General features: G+C 67.2%; 10 protein-coding genes. All 10 read right to left on the bottom strand.

Annotated elements, in window-relative coordinates:
* Positions 1-18: 18 nt before the first annotated feature.
* The 10 genes from DN387_RS05625 to DN387_RS05580 all read right to left on the bottom strand — a co-directional run bounded on the left by DN387_RS05625 (position 19) and on the right by DN387_RS05580 (position 15,043).
* Complete coding sequence (locus DN387_RS05625; protein WP_054914452.1) at positions 19-1,218, bottom strand: hypothetical protein; 1,200 nt, start codon at positions 1,216-1,218, stop codon at positions 19-21.
* 81 nt (positions 1,219-1,299) lie between these two features.
* Positions 1,300-1,767: a VOC family protein gene (locus tag DN387_RS05620; RefSeq protein WP_043860593.1), complete on the bottom strand. Its 468-nt coding sequence runs from the start codon at positions 1,765-1,767 to the stop codon at positions 1,300-1,302.
* Positions 1,768-1,931: 164 nt separating this feature from the next.
* A complete protein-coding gene (locus DN387_RS05615) occupies positions 1,932-3,548 on the bottom strand; it encodes an NADP-dependent glyceraldehyde-3-phosphate dehydrogenase (RefSeq protein ID WP_054914453.1) in 1,617 nt (538 codons plus the stop codon).
* Between the two features lie 110 nt (positions 3,549-3,658).
* Complete coding sequence (locus tag DN387_RS05610; RefSeq protein WP_054914454.1) at positions 3,659-8,059, bottom strand: leucine-rich repeat domain-containing protein; 4,401 nt, start codon at positions 8,057-8,059, stop codon at positions 3,659-3,661.
* Between the two features lie 60 nt (positions 8,060-8,119).
* Positions 8,120-8,920: a carbohydrate deacetylase gene (locus DN387_RS05605; protein ID WP_043860596.1), complete on the bottom strand. Its 801-nt coding sequence runs from the start codon at positions 8,918-8,920 to the stop codon at positions 8,120-8,122.
* Entirely contained in the window at positions 8,892-10,067 is a 1,176-nt protein-coding gene (locus DN387_RS05600) for a GNAT family N-acetyltransferase (RefSeq protein ID WP_054914455.1), read from the bottom strand. Before DN387_RS05600 ends, DN387_RS05605 begins: the two co-directional genes overlap by 29 nt.
* Before the next feature lie 4 nt (positions 10,068-10,071).
* Positions 10,072-10,761 carry a GNAT family N-acetyltransferase gene (locus tag DN387_RS05595; protein ID WP_043860598.1) on the bottom strand — a complete coding sequence of 230 codons (690 nt, stop codon included), beginning with the start codon at positions 10,759-10,761 and terminating at the stop codon, positions 10,072-10,074.
* A 45-nt stretch (positions 10,762-10,806) separates the two neighbouring features.
* Positions 10,807-12,735: a hypothetical protein gene (locus DN387_RS05590; RefSeq protein WP_054914456.1), complete on the bottom strand. Its 1,929-nt coding sequence runs from the start codon at positions 12,733-12,735 to the stop codon at positions 10,807-10,809.
* Entirely contained in the window at positions 12,732-14,036 is a 1,305-nt protein-coding gene (locus tag DN387_RS05585; RefSeq protein ID WP_054914457.1) for an oligosaccharide flippase family protein, read from the bottom strand. The genes DN387_RS05590 and DN387_RS05585 overlap by 4 nt, the downstream gene beginning before the upstream one ends.
* Positions 14,033-15,043 carry a polysaccharide deacetylase family protein gene (locus tag DN387_RS05580; RefSeq protein ID WP_043860619.1) on the bottom strand — a complete coding sequence of 337 codons (1,011 nt, stop codon included), beginning with the start codon at positions 15,041-15,043 and terminating at the stop codon, positions 14,033-14,035. The genes DN387_RS05585 and DN387_RS05580 overlap by 4 nt, the downstream gene beginning before the upstream one ends.
* Positions 15,044-15,049 lie beyond the last annotated feature (6 nt).

The raw sequence follows: 15,049 nt of genomic DNA, 5'->3' as shown, positions 1-15,049 counted from the left end.
GCGTGAGCGACGGACGGTCTAGTCGCGACCCCGCATGAAGAAGCCCGCCACGTACTTGCGGAAGGTGTCCAGGCCTTTGAAATCGGCAAAGCGCCTGAAGTTTTCCGTTTCGGGCTCCGGGCCCAGCGGCTGTTCGGTCAGCGACACGGACAGCACCCGGTCCTGGTCGGAGCTGAGCACCAGTTCGTCCATCACCCGACCGCCGATCACCGGCCGGCGCATCACCACCTTCACACCCTTGCCGGCCATCCAGTCGATCAGCGAGACGAGCATCTTCAGCGGTTCGCGCTCTTCGTCGCGGTACACCGGGAACAGGTGAGCGCGCGACAGCACCGGCACGCTGGCCACATGGATCAGTTCGTAGAAGTGGCTGCCGGCGGTGGCGGGGGAATAGATGGCCAGCGCCAGCAGCGGGCCGGGGGTGCGGCTACCGCCCCACAGCAGGTGGTGGCCCTGGAAGTCGAACCCGTCTTCGCTGCGTTCGGTGAGCACCTTGCGCGCCTTGATCTGGCTGACGCAGTCCAGCAGCAGGCCATGGCGCCGATGTGTGCCGAACACCGTGGCGTCGCGCAGACGTGCCTTGAGCATCATCATGTGCTTCATGTCCAGGCGGGTTTCCAGGTAGTTGCTGGCGGGCACGCGGTCGATCAGCGGGTAGCGGGTGGCGACGCTGCGCAGCTCGGCGAACTGGGCGGTCAGGTCCTTTTTGAGGTGGGTGGCATAGACGTTCAGGCCGCTGGCTTCGATCAGGGTCAGCAGCAGCGAGAGCAGGCGATGCTGTTCGCGCCTGTCGCCGCTGCCGTTGCCGTTGCCGTCGCCGCTGCCGGCAGCGGCACGCTGGAAATCGCCGATCAGGCGCAACGGCGCGTCCGGTGCCAGCCAGGCCGCCGGCGGGGTGTCGGCCTCGTTGTGGCTGGCGTCGGTGTCGCGTTCGTCCTTGGTGAAGGCACAGCCCGGCGCATGTTCGGCGGTGCCGGGGTTGTTCTTGAGAAACAGCGTGCCGGTGCTGCCGTTGAGGTTGACGTTGAGTACCGGCATGCTCTTGGGCTGGCAGTCACAGGCCAGCCACTGCCCGGCGGCGCGTACCTTCATCAGCAACTGGTTGGCCTGCAGCAGCCGCGGGCCCTCCAGGGCGCCCAGCACGAACCCGCGCAGCAGTTCCTCTTCGGCGGGGGTAAGGGTGCGCACCAGCGCGGCGTTTTTCTCGATGATTCGCATGGACGATCCTGGCCAGCCTTCCTGTGCCTGCCACCTTAATTCAAAGCCCTGCACGCGACCATCGCCGCGTGCAGGTGGCGTTCATTGCGGGCTGAACATTTTTGCCGCGCGGGCGCGGATTTCCTCGACCGACACGTCTTCGACGTGGGTGGCGACGAACCAGAGGTTGCCGAAAGGGTCCTTGAGGGTGCCGCTGCGGTCGCCGTAGAACTGGTTCTGCACGGCGTTGACCTGGGTGGCGCCGGCCTTCAGCGCCTGGGCGAAGGTAGCGTCGACATCTTCGACGTACAGGTGCAGGCCGATGGCGCTGCCCTGCAGGGATTGGCTGCTGGTGAGCCCGCCGGCCTGGTCGCAGGGGTCGGCCAGCATCAGCGAGGAATCGCCGATTTTCAGCTCGGCATGGCCGATACGCCCATCGGGGGCGTCGAGGCGGAACATTTCGGTGGCGCCAAAGGCGGCCTTGTAGAAGTCGATGGCCCTGGCAGCGTCCTTGATGCCCAGGTAGGGGGTGATGCTGTGCTGACCGTCGGGGATGGGTTGGGTGGCCATTTTTTCCTCCATTGGTACGCAAAAAGTGTGTTGCCTACACGGGCCCTATCGCGGGTCAAGCCCGCTCCCACGTGTTCATCACTGCCTTTGTGGGAGCGGGCTTGACCCGCGATAGGTGCGCCGCGATCCAAGCCTATGCTTGTACCGTTTTGCCCACCACGCAATCAGAAGATGTAGTCAGTCGTCAGGAAACTCGACTCGCGGTTGCGAATGATCTGGCTGATCAGCTGTTTGTTGGCCTCCTGGAACTTGGTGGCCACCAGGGTGCGGATCGAGAACACGCGCAATGCGTCATGCACCGACAGGGTGCCTTCGGCCGAGTTCTTGCGCCCGTTGAAGGGGTAGGTGTCCGGCCCGCGCTGGCACTGGGCGTTGAGGTTGATGCGCCCGACCTGGTTGGCGAAGGTGTCGACCAGCCGGCCCACGGTGGCCGAATCGGTGCCGAAAATGCTCAACTGCTGACCGAAATCCGAATCCAGCACGTAGTCGATCACTGTCTGCAGGTCGCGGTAGGGCACCACCGGGATCACCGGCCCGAACTGCTCTTCGTGGTACACGCGCATCTGTGGGTTCACCGGGTACAGCAGCGCCGGGTAGAAGAACGAACCGCGGCTCTGGCCGCCGCCCTGGTTGATCACCTTGGCACCGTGGGCTACTGCATCGGTTACCAGGCCGCCCAGGTAGTCGACCTTGCCTGCTTCGGGCAACGGGGTCAGGCTGACGCCCGGGTCCCATGGCATGCCGGGCTTGAGGTCGGCCAGCTTGCGCTGGAACTTGTCGAGAAAGGCGTCCACCACCTGCTCGTGCACGAACAGGATCTTCAGCGCCGTGCAGCGCTGGCCGTTGAACGAGAGGGCGCCGGTGACCGCCTCGTTGACCGCGTTGTCCAGGTCGACCTCGGGCAGCACGATGCCCGGGTTCTTGGCGTCCAGCCCCAGCGCGGCGCGCAGGCGGTGCGGGCGCGGGTGAAGCTTCTTCAGGTCGCTGGCGGCCTTGTTGGTGCCGATGAAGGCGAACACGTCGACCTTGCCGCTGGCCATCAGCGCGCTGACGGTCTCGCGGCCACGCCCGTAGATGACATTGATCACCCCGGCCGGGAAGCTGTCGCGAAACGCCTCCAGCAACGGGCGAATCAGCAGCACGCCGAACTTGGCCGGCTTGAACACCACGGTGTTGCCCATGATCAGCGCCGGGATCAAGGTGGTGAAGGTCTCGTTGAGCGGGTAGTTGTAGGGGCCCATGCACAGCGCCACGCCCAGGGGCGCGCGACGGATCTGGCCGAGGGTGTCCTGCTCCAGTTCGAAGCGACTGGAGCGCCGGTCGAGTTCCTTGAGGGCGCCGATGGTCTCGACGATGTAGTCGCAGGTGCGGTCGAACTCCTTCTCGGAGTCCTTGAGGTTCTTGCCGATTTCCCACATCAGCCACTTGACCACCACCGCGCGCTGCTCGCGCATGCGGGCCAGGAACGCCTCCACATGCTGGATGCGCTCGGCCACGCGCATGTTCGGCCACACGCCGCGGCCCTTGTCGTAGGCACGCACGGCGGCGTCCAGGGCGGTGAGGGCGGTATCGGCGTCCAGCAGCGGGGCGCTGCCGAGTATCACCTGCTGCTCACCGTCGTCGGTCTTGAGCCACACCGGGCTGCGCACCGTGGCCAGCGGGCCTTCCCAGCGGTGCAGCTGCCCATCCACCAGGTAGTCGCGCTGCTCGAGCGGGTCGCCCAGGCGATAGGCCTCGGGAATATCCGTGGCAGCGGGAAACAGCGAGTCCAGACGATCCATGACGCAATACCTCTTTTCCATGGTGAATGAAACGGTTCAGCCGAGCATAACGCCGGCCCCGGCACAAAAGCCAGCCTGGCCCGGGTGCGCTCCGGGCCGGCGCCCGCCTGTCAGTCGATGGTGCCTCGCGCCACTCCCTCGGTCAGGGTTCTGCGCAGGTCGACGAGGCGTTGTTCGTACACCTGCCGCAAGCGCTGCGCCTCCACCAGCAGTTCACCTTCGCTCAGCGTTTCGGCTGCCTGCTCCAGGCTGTCGTCCAGCGCTGCCCGCGAGGCGGCGAACTGTGCGGCGAAGCGTTCGCGCAAGTGGTGCTCCCATGCAGGGTAGACCGGTTCCTCTTCATGGTTCATGGCCAGTACTTCGTCCAGGCCGTGGGAGGTGGTCGGGTCAACCGCCAGCAGCAGGTTGCGCTGCTGTTCTATCCAGGCTTCGCCCGGCAGCGGCATCACATCGACCAGTGCGTCGATGATCACCGGCTCGTCGGCACGCGCCGCCTGGGCCAGGTCCAGGCCCGGCAGCCGGGTGATACGTTTGAGCGCCCACTGGTAGAGCGTCGCGTAGCTGTCTTCGGACATGTTGAACGAAAGGCTCAGCACGCCGAAGCCGAGCTTTCTGAGACGCACGTGGTTGACGATGGTCGCCAGCAAGGTGCGCGAGCGGGTTGCCAGGTCCGGGATGGCCAGGGCCTGTGACACCTCGCCCAACTGTTCGAGGTCGAGCAGGGTGCCGCCTGTGCGGGCGAGAATCTGCTCACGCAGGGGCCCATTGGCGTCCATCCAGGTCAGCAGGCGCCATAGGCGGCGCCGGTAGGTCAGTGGGGCGACGATGTAGGGCGGGCTGTCGAACATGGCACGCAGGTCCCGGAAGAACCCCGACGGCAGGCTCTGCTGCAGTCGTTGCCAGCTGGCCCGCTGTTGTGGCGTGGCGTCGTCGAGCAGTTCGTTGTAATCGATCTCGGCCACCAGCAGGTCGATACGGTGGGTGGTGTAGTAGGCATCGGCCGCCTGCAGGGCAGCATCGCTCAGCGGATTGTGTTCCAGGCGCAGCGCCCGGGCCAGCGGAGGTGAGAGGATGGCGGTCGGTGGCAGCTCCTGCAGCTGGTTGCCGGACAGGTCCACCAGGTTCGGCGCGTCCAGCTGATCAAGCCCTGTCGGATAGGTCGCCAGGCTGCAGTTGTACAGGTCCACGCCCTGCAGCCGGTTCAGGCGGGCGAAGTCGGGCGGGGTGGCCAGCGGGTTGTTCGCCAGGCTCAGGTCGCGCAACTGCGGGTAACCTTCGAGGGCGTGCTGCAGGTGCTCGTCCCAGACCAGGCGGTTGTTGGCCAGGTCCAGCACGCTGAGCCGATCACCCAGCCCGGTGGGCAGGCTGGTGAGTTCGCAGCCGTTCAGGCTGACGCGCTGCAGCTGGGTGAAGTGGCGCAGGAAGGCGTCAGGCAGCCGGGTCAGGGAGTTCTGCTCCAGCGACAGCTCATTCACGTGATCGAAGTTGGCCTCCAGCACAGGGAAGCTTTCCAGGTCACCGTCGGTCAGGTCTAGAAAGTCCAGGTTCAGTTGAATGATGGCTTCGCCGTCGGCGACCTCGCGCACCGACAGGCGCTGCCAGGCGGCGATGATTTCTTCCCGCGCCGATTGCCGGGCTGTACTGGGCAGGGCCCACAGGGTCAACGCGCTTTTCAGGCGTTGCAGGGTTTGTTCGAGCGTGCGCAAGCGCGCCTGTGCAGGAATCTCGCTGGCCTCCCAGGCCGCCAGTGTGGCACGCGCCTCTTCGCCGCTGGCATGCGGGTAGAGCGTGCGGTAGCGGGCCTCCTGTGAGGAGCTGGCAGGCGACACCGGCGGGTAGCCGGGGCGGTCACTGCCGCCCAGCAGGCGTGCTTCGCTGGCCCAGCCGCGGACCTCGCCGGACCACAGCCAGGTGGCAAGTTCGCCGCGGGGGCGTTCGAGCATCGACAGCACGCGTTGCTGCAGCGCCGCCCTGGTGTCCAGGCCCAGCACCTGGCGATAGCGGGGAGCGATGCTGTCATGCAGGGCCGCGAACAGGTCGTCGCCGGGCGCGTGCAGCGGGAGGTCGTCCTTGAAGGTCTGGTAGCCTTCTGCACCGTGCACCAGAACCCTGCGCTGCGCCTGGGTGGCACGACCCACGCGCTGCAGCAGGGGGCCGCGCGGGCCACCCGTGCGTGCTTCCAGCACCACCGAGGTGTCCCAGCCGGGGGCGTGCTCCAGGCACAACAGCGCCAGGCGCGTGCTTTGCGGCGTTGCCAGGGCTGGCCAATACAAGCCTTCGGTCGCGCGTACCAGGGGAACACGGGCGGCCAGCGTGGCGGCCTCTTCCAGCAATTTGGTGGGGATGGCTGCCGGTGGCACCCAGCGTGCCAGCCGGGCCGGGCCGACAGTGTCCAGCAGGCTGCGGGCCAGCACCGGGCTCAACCCGGGCAAGCGTGCGCACAGGGCCGTGATGTGCGGCTGCGGGGGCACCAGGGCCAGGTAACGCTGCTCGAACAGGGCCTTGCCGACGTTGCCCGTGACGTTTTCGGCGCGCAGTTGCCGGACGATCCTGAGCCGTTGCAGCGTATCGGCCAGCAAGGGTGGCAGGCCCAGATTGGCGGCGTGCAACCGACGCAGCGCGTCTTCGCGGGTGCCGCTGACCTGGCAGGCCTGTTCGAGTTCTGCATCGCTCAGGCCTTGCGCAAGCGGGCCCAGACGGCGCAGCAGGGTGGCCCGCGACCAGCTCAGCGGCTGTTCATGCACGCTGCGCCAGGCACCCTGGCCGTTGTGCTCCAGCGCGGGGCGATAGGCGTCTTCACGCTCGGGGTGGCGCAGTTGCCATTGCTGCTGGTGCGCATCGAACTGCTGCTCGTACAGGTCGGCGCCGAGCCTGATGTAGTGCCGGTCCGCGTGCCGGTACTGGCCCTGGTCGTTGGCTGTCACCTCGGCGGGCAGCGACGTGTCCAGCCGGTAGGGTGCCAGGTCGGGCAGGTACAGGCGCGTACTGCCATCGGGCAGCGGCACTTCGATCAGCGCATCGACCAGCGCTGGTGCTGTCTTGATCGCCAGCACCGAACCGGCCAGCATGCCGGCAGTGATCGCCACCGACTGCAGGTGCGCCATGGCGCCCTCGACGTCGCCGTCCTGCCAGTCCTCCACGCCTTCATACACCTCCTTGATCAGCTGTACCGCAGTGACCGCCAGCATGACCGGGCCCAGCGCCGGCACGAACATCGCCGCGGCATTGAGCACGTTCAGCGCGCGTGTCTCCCATTGTTCCAGGCGGGCCTTGCGCGCTTTCTCGTCGGCTTCAGCGGTGGGCACCATCAGTACCCGTGCTTCATCCTTCAGGCGTTGCAGGTGGCGGTCCTGCAGCACGCCGAACAGCTCGCCGGCAACCGGGGCAAGGCTCAGGTACAGGCTGTCCTGCTCCTGCGAGTGCCACGGTCCGTCCTTGTCGACCACCTGCCGGGCCAGGTTGTGTCCGAGCACATCGAACAGGTGTTGCTGCTGTTGCAGCGGTACGTAGCGCTGAAACAGCCTGCGAAACCCGGGGTGGTTGAGGCGCCCTTTGAGGTAGCGCTCCAGCGCCGGCATCGACGCATGCTCGGTGAGGGCATCGTCCGGGTCGCCGGGCAAGTACAGCAGCAGGCTGTCTGCCTGCTGCTCAGATGCCAGGGCAAACAGCAGGATGTCGTGCAACGGTACGCCGCTCATGCTCAGCAGGCTCGCCTGCACTGGCGGAGCCTCGGCGCCTGCTGCGGCGGGCGCGTCCAGCAGCGCCAGCAACCGGCGGCAGGCGGTTGGCCCGATGCGCTGGCGCGCTTTCGCCACGGTGACCTCCAGGCGCAGCAACTGGCGATTGGCATCGATCGAGTCGCGACGCACCCTGTCTTGCGTGGCAGGTGTTTCGAAGACTGCCTGCAGGTGCTGCTGGTAGCGGGCGCCCAGGTCCAGTTCGCGGCACAGGCGGGCGAACACGGCGGGTGACAGGCGATGGCGGGTATAGCGGTAGGCAAGCCCGGCGTCGGTCAGGTCGAGGTGGAAATGGCCTTGCAGGGTGATCGCACTCTTGCCGAGGAAAGTCACGTCGTCACCGAAGTTCTGCAGCGCTGCCTGCAGCAGGCTCTGCTTCTGGTAGGTGGTACGTGTGGCGAGCTGCCAGAGGTCGGCCTCTTCGTGAAACTGCACCAGGTCGGTAGTGTGCAGGTTCAGGGTTTCGCCAATTTCGGCGTCAAGGCGCGCCTGCAGCAGCGGCTCGGCAAATGCCAGCAACCCCTGGAAGGCCTTGAGGGTGCCTGCCAGTGTCTGGCTGGCCCGCCGATAGCGACGCCTGGCTGCGCGCACGGCGTCACGCTGATCGGGCAGGCCGTTGGCCAGCCAGTCCGGTTCGGCATCGGGGATGACATGGGTCAGGGCCAGATGGCGCCGAAGGTCTTCGGCGTCCTGGGCGCTGGTGTGTTTCAGCCAGGTGGGCAGGCGCTGGACGATGAACGTTGAGTGGGGAATACGTGAAGGGGAGGTAGGCATGGTCGTGCTCCGGTCCGTGGACCGACAGCACAACCGATCAGCCGGGCGAAGCGGTGGTAGTTATCTGTTGGAGGCAGTGTCCAGGGTGCTCTGGCGCGCCTCGCGCAGCGACGCGTAGCCGACCCTGGGCACGCCCGCCAGGCGCTGGTCGAGCAAGGCCTGCAAGGACTCGCCACTGCCCAGGTAGGCATCGCCGAAGTCGTGGCTGCCCAGGGCACTGGGGTGCGCCACCACTTCGAGCACGCCATGGCGTGGGGCCAGGCCGTCACGCAGGTCGACCGGGGTACACACATGGTCGGCGGTCAGCCTGGCCAGCTGGCGCAGGCGCTGGTTGAGCAACGTCTTGAACAGGCGTTTTGCCGGGCCGATGTTGTGCCCCACATTGCGGGCCAGGCGTATCGGCACCCCTTCGCGGGCGGCGAAGCGGGCGACGATTTCGCCGATGGGCCACAGGTTGTGCACGTGCTGGTGGGAGTCCAGGTGGCTGGGGGTCAGCCCATGGTCCAGGCAGCGCTGCCATTGCGCGGCCAGTTCCTCGTGCACCGCCTGGCGGGCCGCGCGCCCCAGCCACAGGCGCTTGCGCGACAGGCCCAGGTCGAACTCGCCCTCGGCATTGCAGAACTGCGCCAGCGCGCGGATCGGCTCGCTCAGCGGGCGCCCGTAGGTCAGGTTGAAATGCAGGCCCACGCGCCCGCGCAGGGCCGGTTGCTGGGCCAGCGCGCAGGCGGCCTTGAATGCCGGCATGCTGGCCATGGCGGTGGCCGAACTGATCAGGCCGCACTGGAACGCGCGCAGGATCACCGCGTTGGTGTGTTCGTTGAGGCCAAAATCGTCAGCGTTGACTATGACTTGGGACGGCATCCGGGCGCTCCTGTGCTGTCGGTGTGGCAGTGGGGGTAGTGGCAGGTGCCGGCACGGGCTGCTGTTGGCGGCGTTTGAGCCAGGGCTTGATGCGTTGCCACAGGCGCAGCGCCATGCCCAGGCACAGGCCCGACGGGCGCCAGCTGTAGAAACTGTGGCGCAGGTGCTCGACCTGGCCGGTCATGCGCTCATGCAACTGGTGGCTGGAGTTCTCCAGGCTCACCCTTGAAGCGTCGATCCACGTCCAGCCTTCGTCCAGCCCCCAGTCGATCCATTCCTGCAGCAGCACCCGGCCGCTGCCAAGGTCGGCATACTGCGGCACGAAGGCGAGGTTGTAGTCGTACAGGCGGCCCCGTTCGAGCAGGCCCAGGCGGTAGCTGATGCAGCGCCCGTCCAGTTCCAGCACCACCAGGCGCAGACGGCCATCGGCCGCCAGCGCGGTGAAGGCCTGGAACATCCATTGGCGCTGCGCGGGCACCGAGAAGATGCCGACCCCGTCGTCGCCTTTCCAGCTCACGGCCTCGACCGCGCTGACGGCTTCCAGCCAGGAAGCTGCATTGGCGGCATCGGGGGTTACTCGGCGCACCTGTGCCCCGCAGGCGGCGATGCGCTTGCGCGCGCGGCGCAACTTGTAGCGCGGGTCGCCACTGACTTCCTGGCGGTCGGCCTCGCTTATCTGGTGCACCGGCGCACGGCAGGCGGTGCGCTGTTCGTGGGTGGAACTGCGGCGTGCCCACTGCTGCAGCCAGGGCGAATCGCCCGTTACCTCGTTGAGTTGCAGCAGGGCATGGGGCAGGCGCGTGCGAATGGCTGCCAATACCTGGCCGGCGGCACTGGTCGGCAGGTCGATGAGCAGGCCGATGCGGTCGCTCATGGGGTAGCCCAGGTGGTGCACCACGGCAAAGTCCAGCGGCCCGTGGCGCTCAAGGGTGCGGACCAACGGCAGGCACAGCACCAGGCGTCCTTGTGCGTGCCCCAGCAGCACCTGCAGGTGCTGGCTGGCCGGCAAGGCAGCCTCGGCGGCGCGCAGCCAGGCCAGGCTGTTGAAGGGGGTGGCATCGGGCAGCCGCTCGCGCAACTGCTCGTAGGCGTCGGCGGGGAAGTCGTCGGCACGCAGCGAGGCGTGCCAGGTAAAGGTCAGGGTCATCGGTTCAGGACACCGTGGCAGTAGTGCTGCGCGGCGCCGGTTTGCGCAAGGCATCCAGGCGCGAGCCGCTGTAGCGCGTTTCGCGGAAGAATTTCCAGCGACCGAACAGGCAGTACACGTGCATCACACGGCCCTGCTCGACGTAGCCCATGCGCAGGTGCAGCTTGAGCGCCGGAATGTTGTGGGTCTCGCACACGTCGACCACCTTGTCGCAGCCCTGTTCGGCCATGGCGCGCCACAGGGCCAGTTGCAGGTCGACCGACAGCGACGTACCCCAGTACTGGCGCGCCAGTTCACCGCCGAACTCGAAGAACTCGCCCGGCTCGACCGGGAACCAGCAGCCATAGTAATGACGGTCGTGGTAGTGACGCGGGCTGCCCCAGATGAACGCCACCACGTGGCTGTCTTCGTCCAGGAACATCAGCCCGGTATGCCCTTCGGCGGCCAGTTCACGCATGGTTTCGACTCGGTCGCCGAAGTGCTTGGCAAAGCCTTGCACGTTGTGCACCGTGATGCGCTCCACGCGTAGTGGCGCATAGGGCTTGAGGGTATGCGGCGGCACCGGGCTGACCAGGTCGCGCTCCATCCACAGCAGCTCCCAGTGAAAGAACACGTAGCGCTTGTACGCGCTGCGAAGGGTGGCGCGCAGGCCTTTCTGGTGTACGCGCTGGCTGAACTTGCTGACGATATTCATGGTGGCTCCCGTATCCGGCAGGGGAAGAGATCTTCGGCACTGTGTTCATGAGGCGCTCCATCGCAGGGCAAACAGGGTCTGCCCGGGCAGTTCGAAACGTACCTGGCCGTGCTGGCAATCCAGTGCCGCGGCGCGCGGCTGGTTGTCCGGCCCGAACAGGGTGAGCGTGGCAGCGGCCTGCGGGCATCGGCTGGCCGGGGTGGCGAAGCTGACGTGTTGCAGGCGTTCGCCCTTGTTGACGCCCAGCAGGCTGCGCTGTGCGCCGCGTGCCATGGCCAGTGCATCGACCTCGAAGGCGTCGTTGTCCAGGTGCAGCACCTGGTCGAGCCAGTGCTGGGCGATGAACTGCTGGGCCAGGCCCACCGGCTTGAGCTCGAAGCGGTTGTTGCCCAGCACCTTGACCATGCCTTTGGGCCACTCGGGCTCGTCGGCGATGTGGAACCAGTTGAGCATGTCCAGCAGGCCGTCCTGGGACGCATTGATGACCACCGAGGCCCACCATACGCCGGCATAGTGGGTGTTCTGCTCGTACAGGCTCAGGGTCGAGCCACTGGACAGGTTGGTCTGGTCGAGCAGCAGCGCCTTGCGCGGGCGACCGTAGGCGTCCAGCCCCACCAGTTCGGCGGCGCGGCGTACCGAGTCGCGGTAGGTGCGGGTGGCGAGCAGGTCGCGGACCATCCACTCGTGCCAGGCCATGGCGTCGATCTGCGGTTCGAATTCCTTGAGCAGGCGCCGTGCCCAGTCCAGGCCGACGCGCTGCGCCGCATCGCCGCGCAACGGGCCGTTGACCAGCCGCGAGCTGGCCGGCATGGCGATGCGCACGCCGGCTTCATGGGCGCCGGGGTAGGCGCGCACACGCTGGGCCATGGCCGCGAAGAAGGTGCGGTAGGTGGCGTAGTCGGCGTAGTTGAGGTTGGGTTCGTCGGCAAAGGCGATGTAATGCAGGCCCTTGCCGCCCAGGGCGACGCTGGTGGCCAGCCAGTCGTCCAGCGCGCCATCGTTGGCGCGGCTGCGCATCAGGTCGGACTTGCGCCCGGTGGCGGCCATCAGGGTGATGTCGTGGTGAATGCCGAAGCGTTCCTGGTACAGCTGGCGAAACGGCAGTTCGTAGCGCGGCTTGCGTGCCAGCACGTCGGCAAAGGTGTAGTAGCCGGCGGCCTGCAGTTGCAGCGCATCGATCACCGCATGGCTGGACGGTGGCGGCATCACGTAGGGCAGGTTGTTGCCCAGCCTGGGCGTGGGGCCCAGTACCTTGGCACTGCTGCGCAGGCTTACCTGGCCGTCGCGGTGCACCAGTGGGGCGAGGTCCTGGGGGCGCAGGGCGAACAGGTTGGCGCTGCCGTCCAGCCAGAAGGCCACCTTGCCGGTGCCTTCGAAGTTCAGGCGCCATGTCTGGTCCTGGGCGCTTGCGGGCAGGTTCACCTGATCGAACTGCCAGTAGGCCCGGTGTTCGAGCAGCGCCAGCCTGAGGCGCTTGCCATCGTCCACGCGCTCCAGGGTCAGGTTGCGCACACCGTCGTGATACTTGCCGGCAAGCACCGCCGTTTCACCGGCTTTCACGCGAAAGTACAGGGTGGTGGCGCGGTCCGTTTCGAGGCTGAAGTGCACCTTGGCGGGGGCGAACTGGGCGCTGGTGGTGTCGTCGTATTCGAGGCGGTAGCGCCTGAAACTGTAGCCGGGGATGGCCACCTGGTAGGTGCCGGTGCCGGCGGTGAGTGGCCAGCTCAGCTGGCCGCGGCCTTCATGGGGGGCAATGATGCGTTGCGCATCGAGCTTGCCGGTGGCGTCGAGCAGGTACACCTGTTCCTGGTTGGCATCGGCCTGCCAGGCCGGCACCCAGCTCAGTTGCAGCGGGGCGCTGCGCTGCGGAGCCAGGTACAGGCTGCCGTCGCGAATGTCCGGCCAGCGCAGGGTGGCGGCGTGGGCAGTGGCGGCCAGCAGCAGGCCGGGTAACAACATCCATGTACGTTTCATACCGTTCTCCGTTGCAGCATCTGGCGCAAAGGCAACAGATCGCTAGGCAACACAAACAAGGTCCGCAGCAACGGTACGCCGCTCAGCCTGCAGTACAGCACGAGCATGGCCACCGTCACCCCAAGGTAGGCGATGGAGGAGGCCAGGGCCGCACCCGCGATGCCAAAACGGGGAATCAGGACCACGTTGAGAATCAGGTTTGCCGCCGCGCCCACCCCCATCATCAGCGAGACCGCGCCGGGGCGATTCTTGCCCAGCAGGTCCAGGCGCAGGATGCTTGCGTAGCACAGGCCGAACAAGCCGGGAAGCAGTGCCAGCAGGGCCGGGTAGGCCGGCTGGTAGGCCGCGCCGAACAGGGTGACGATCAGCCATTCGCCCACCAGGGCCATGCTCAGGCAGGCCCCCAGCATCACGGTGGCAGTCAGGCGCAGGGCCAGCGGGGTGAGCTTGTCCATGCCGGCATCCTGCTGCAGCAGGCGCTTCATCAGCGGGGTGGTGACGGCCTCGGGGATGATCAGCAGCAGTTCGGCGGCGGCGCTGGCCATGGCGTAGTGCCCCAGGGCGGCGCTGCCCAGGAAGGCACTGATGAACAGGTAGTCCGAGCGCAGGATGACCTGCTGGAACAGCACGTCCGGGTGGCTGCGCGCACTGTAGGCGAGCAGCTCGCGCTGCCCGCCGCGGTTCCAGCACAGCGTGATGTCGTGCTGGCGGCCCAGCCACACCAGGCCCAGCAGCGCGACCAGCCCCAGGCCCAGCAGCCAGCTGATCAGCGCGGCCTCCAGCGCGGCGTGCTGCCACATCCAGAACATGCCCACGAACAGCAGCAGCGGCACCAGCGATTCGGTCAGGCGCAGTGCGTTGAATGCGCCCACCCCGCCGGTGGCGTTGTGCAGGGTGAGCAGGCCGCTCTTGAGCACCGTCAGCGGCACCGCCAGCAGCAACAGCCAGGCCAGCAGGCCCAGTTGCAGGGTCACTTCCAGCTCAGTGCCGAATTCGCGCATCAGCGCCACGCAGATCAGGGTCAGCACCCCGGCCAGCAGGCACCCGTAGATCAGCACCTGGCTCAGCAGCAGGCCCATCGAGCGTTGCTGCGCCGCCTGATAGCCCACCGCGGTGTTCAGCCCGCCGCTGGTGGCGGCACTGATCAGGTCGGGCAGCGTGCTGAGCAGGGCGAACAGGCCGCGCTCGCTGGGCCCCAGGATGCGCGCCAGCAGCACGTTGCGCGCCAGGCGCAGGGCGATCATCGCCAGGCGTGTGCCCATGCTCAGCAGCAGGTGGCGCAGGTAGTTGCCACGACTCATGAGCGGCCTCCGCGGCTGATGCGCCAGGCCAGCAGCGAGGGGCGGCTGGCGTTGCGCTGGCTGACGCCGATGCGCGGCAACGCCAGTGGGTCGTCATGACCCTGGCAGATCCCGGCGCGGGTGCTCAGTGCGAAGGGGTAGCGATGGGCGGCCAGGCGAGCGCGTACCCGGGCGTCATGGTCGCCGTTGGGGTAGCAGTACACCGGCAGCGGCTGCTGGCAGCCTTGCTGCAAGGCGTGGTGGCTGCGGCTGAGTTCTTCATCCAGGCGCTGGTTGTCCAGCCCCGGCAGCAGCGCGTGACTGGCCCCGTGCGGGCCGAAGCTGATCAGCCCGGAGCCTTCCAGTTCGCGCACCTGCTGCCAGTCCAGGGCCTGGGGCAGGGATTCGGCCGGGCAGGCGTCTGTCAGTTGGTGCAGGGCGGCCGGGCTCAGGGTCTTGAGGCTTTGCAGGTAGCCGGCCAGCGCCTGGCTGCGGGCGTTGGGCCGCTGGTTCATGAAGTAGGCAGCCGGCAGCGGCCGGCCGATCTTGCGCAACGCTTCGATCAGGGTGTGGCGCGGGCCTTCGCCATGGCTGCCCCACAGGGTTTCGCCCAGGCTTTCCCACCAGAAGCGCTGGCGGCTGCCGATGTAGTCGGTGGACAGGAAGATGCTGGCCGGTACCTGGTACTGCTGCAGCAACGGGAACGCATTGAGCGCGTTGTCGCGCCAGCCGTCGTCGAAGGTCAGGGCAACCTTGGGGCGGCTGTCGCCCCTGGGCTGCTGATGGTCCTTGAGCAGGTCCATCAGGTGTACGCAATCGAAGTGCTGGCGCAGCCAGCGCAGCAGGCGCTCGAAGGCCTGCGGGCCCACGCACAGTTCGTTGCGATGGGGCAGGGCCGCGCTGGCGTCGTCGGCCAGCACCCGGTGCAGCATCAGGATGACCCCGGCGCCGCGCAGCTGGCTGCGGCCCTTCGGGGAGTGCAGGTACAACCAACCGCTGGCGCGCTTGAGACTGGTCTTGATCGGCATGAAGGC

This window comes from Pseudomonas sp. FBF18 (assembly GCF_024261405.1).
Taxonomy (GTDB): Bacteria; Pseudomonadota; Gammaproteobacteria; order Pseudomonadales; family Pseudomonadaceae; genus Aquipseudomonas; species Aquipseudomonas palmensis.
This window is presented reverse-complemented; position numbering and strand designations above follow the sequence as displayed.

What these genes read in the sequence shown, in the direction of transcription:
- DN387_RS05625 (WP_054914452.1), bottom strand. Translation starts at nt 1,218, where the DNA reads ATGCGAATCATCGAGAAAAACGCCGCGCTGGTGCGCACCCTTACCCCC.
- DN387_RS05620 (WP_043860593.1), bottom strand. Translation starts at nt 1,767, where the DNA reads ATGGCCACCCAACCCATCCCCGACGGTCAGCACAGCATCACCCCCTAC.
- DN387_RS05615 (WP_054914453.1), bottom strand. Translation starts at nt 3,548, where the DNA reads ATGGATCGTCTGGACTCGCTGTTTCCCGCTGCCACGGATATTCCCGAG.
- DN387_RS05610 (WP_054914454.1), bottom strand. Translation starts at nt 8,059, where the DNA reads ATGCCTACCTCCCCTTCACGTATTCCCCACTCAACGTTCATCGTCCAG.
- DN387_RS05605 (WP_043860596.1), bottom strand. Translation starts at nt 8,920, where the DNA reads ATGCCGTCCCAAGTCATAGTCAACGCTGACGATTTTGGCCTCAACGAA.
- DN387_RS05600 (WP_054914455.1), bottom strand. Translation starts at nt 10,067, where the DNA reads ATGACCCTGACCTTTACCTGGCACGCCTCGCTGCGTGCCGACGACTTC.
- DN387_RS05595 (WP_043860598.1), bottom strand. Translation starts at nt 10,761, where the DNA reads ATGAATATCGTCAGCAAGTTCAGCCAGCGCGTACACCAGAAAGGCCTG.
- DN387_RS05590 (WP_054914456.1), bottom strand. Translation starts at nt 12,735, where the DNA reads ATGAAACGTACATGGATGTTGTTACCCGGCCTGCTGCTGGCCGCCACT.
- DN387_RS05585 (WP_054914457.1), bottom strand. Translation starts at nt 14,036, where the DNA reads ATGAGTCGTGGCAACTACCTGCGCCACCTGCTGCTGAGCATGGGCACA.
- DN387_RS05580 (WP_043860619.1), bottom strand. Translation starts at nt 15,043, where the DNA reads ATGCCGATCAAGACCAGTCTCAAGCGCGCCAGCGGTTGGTTGTACCTG.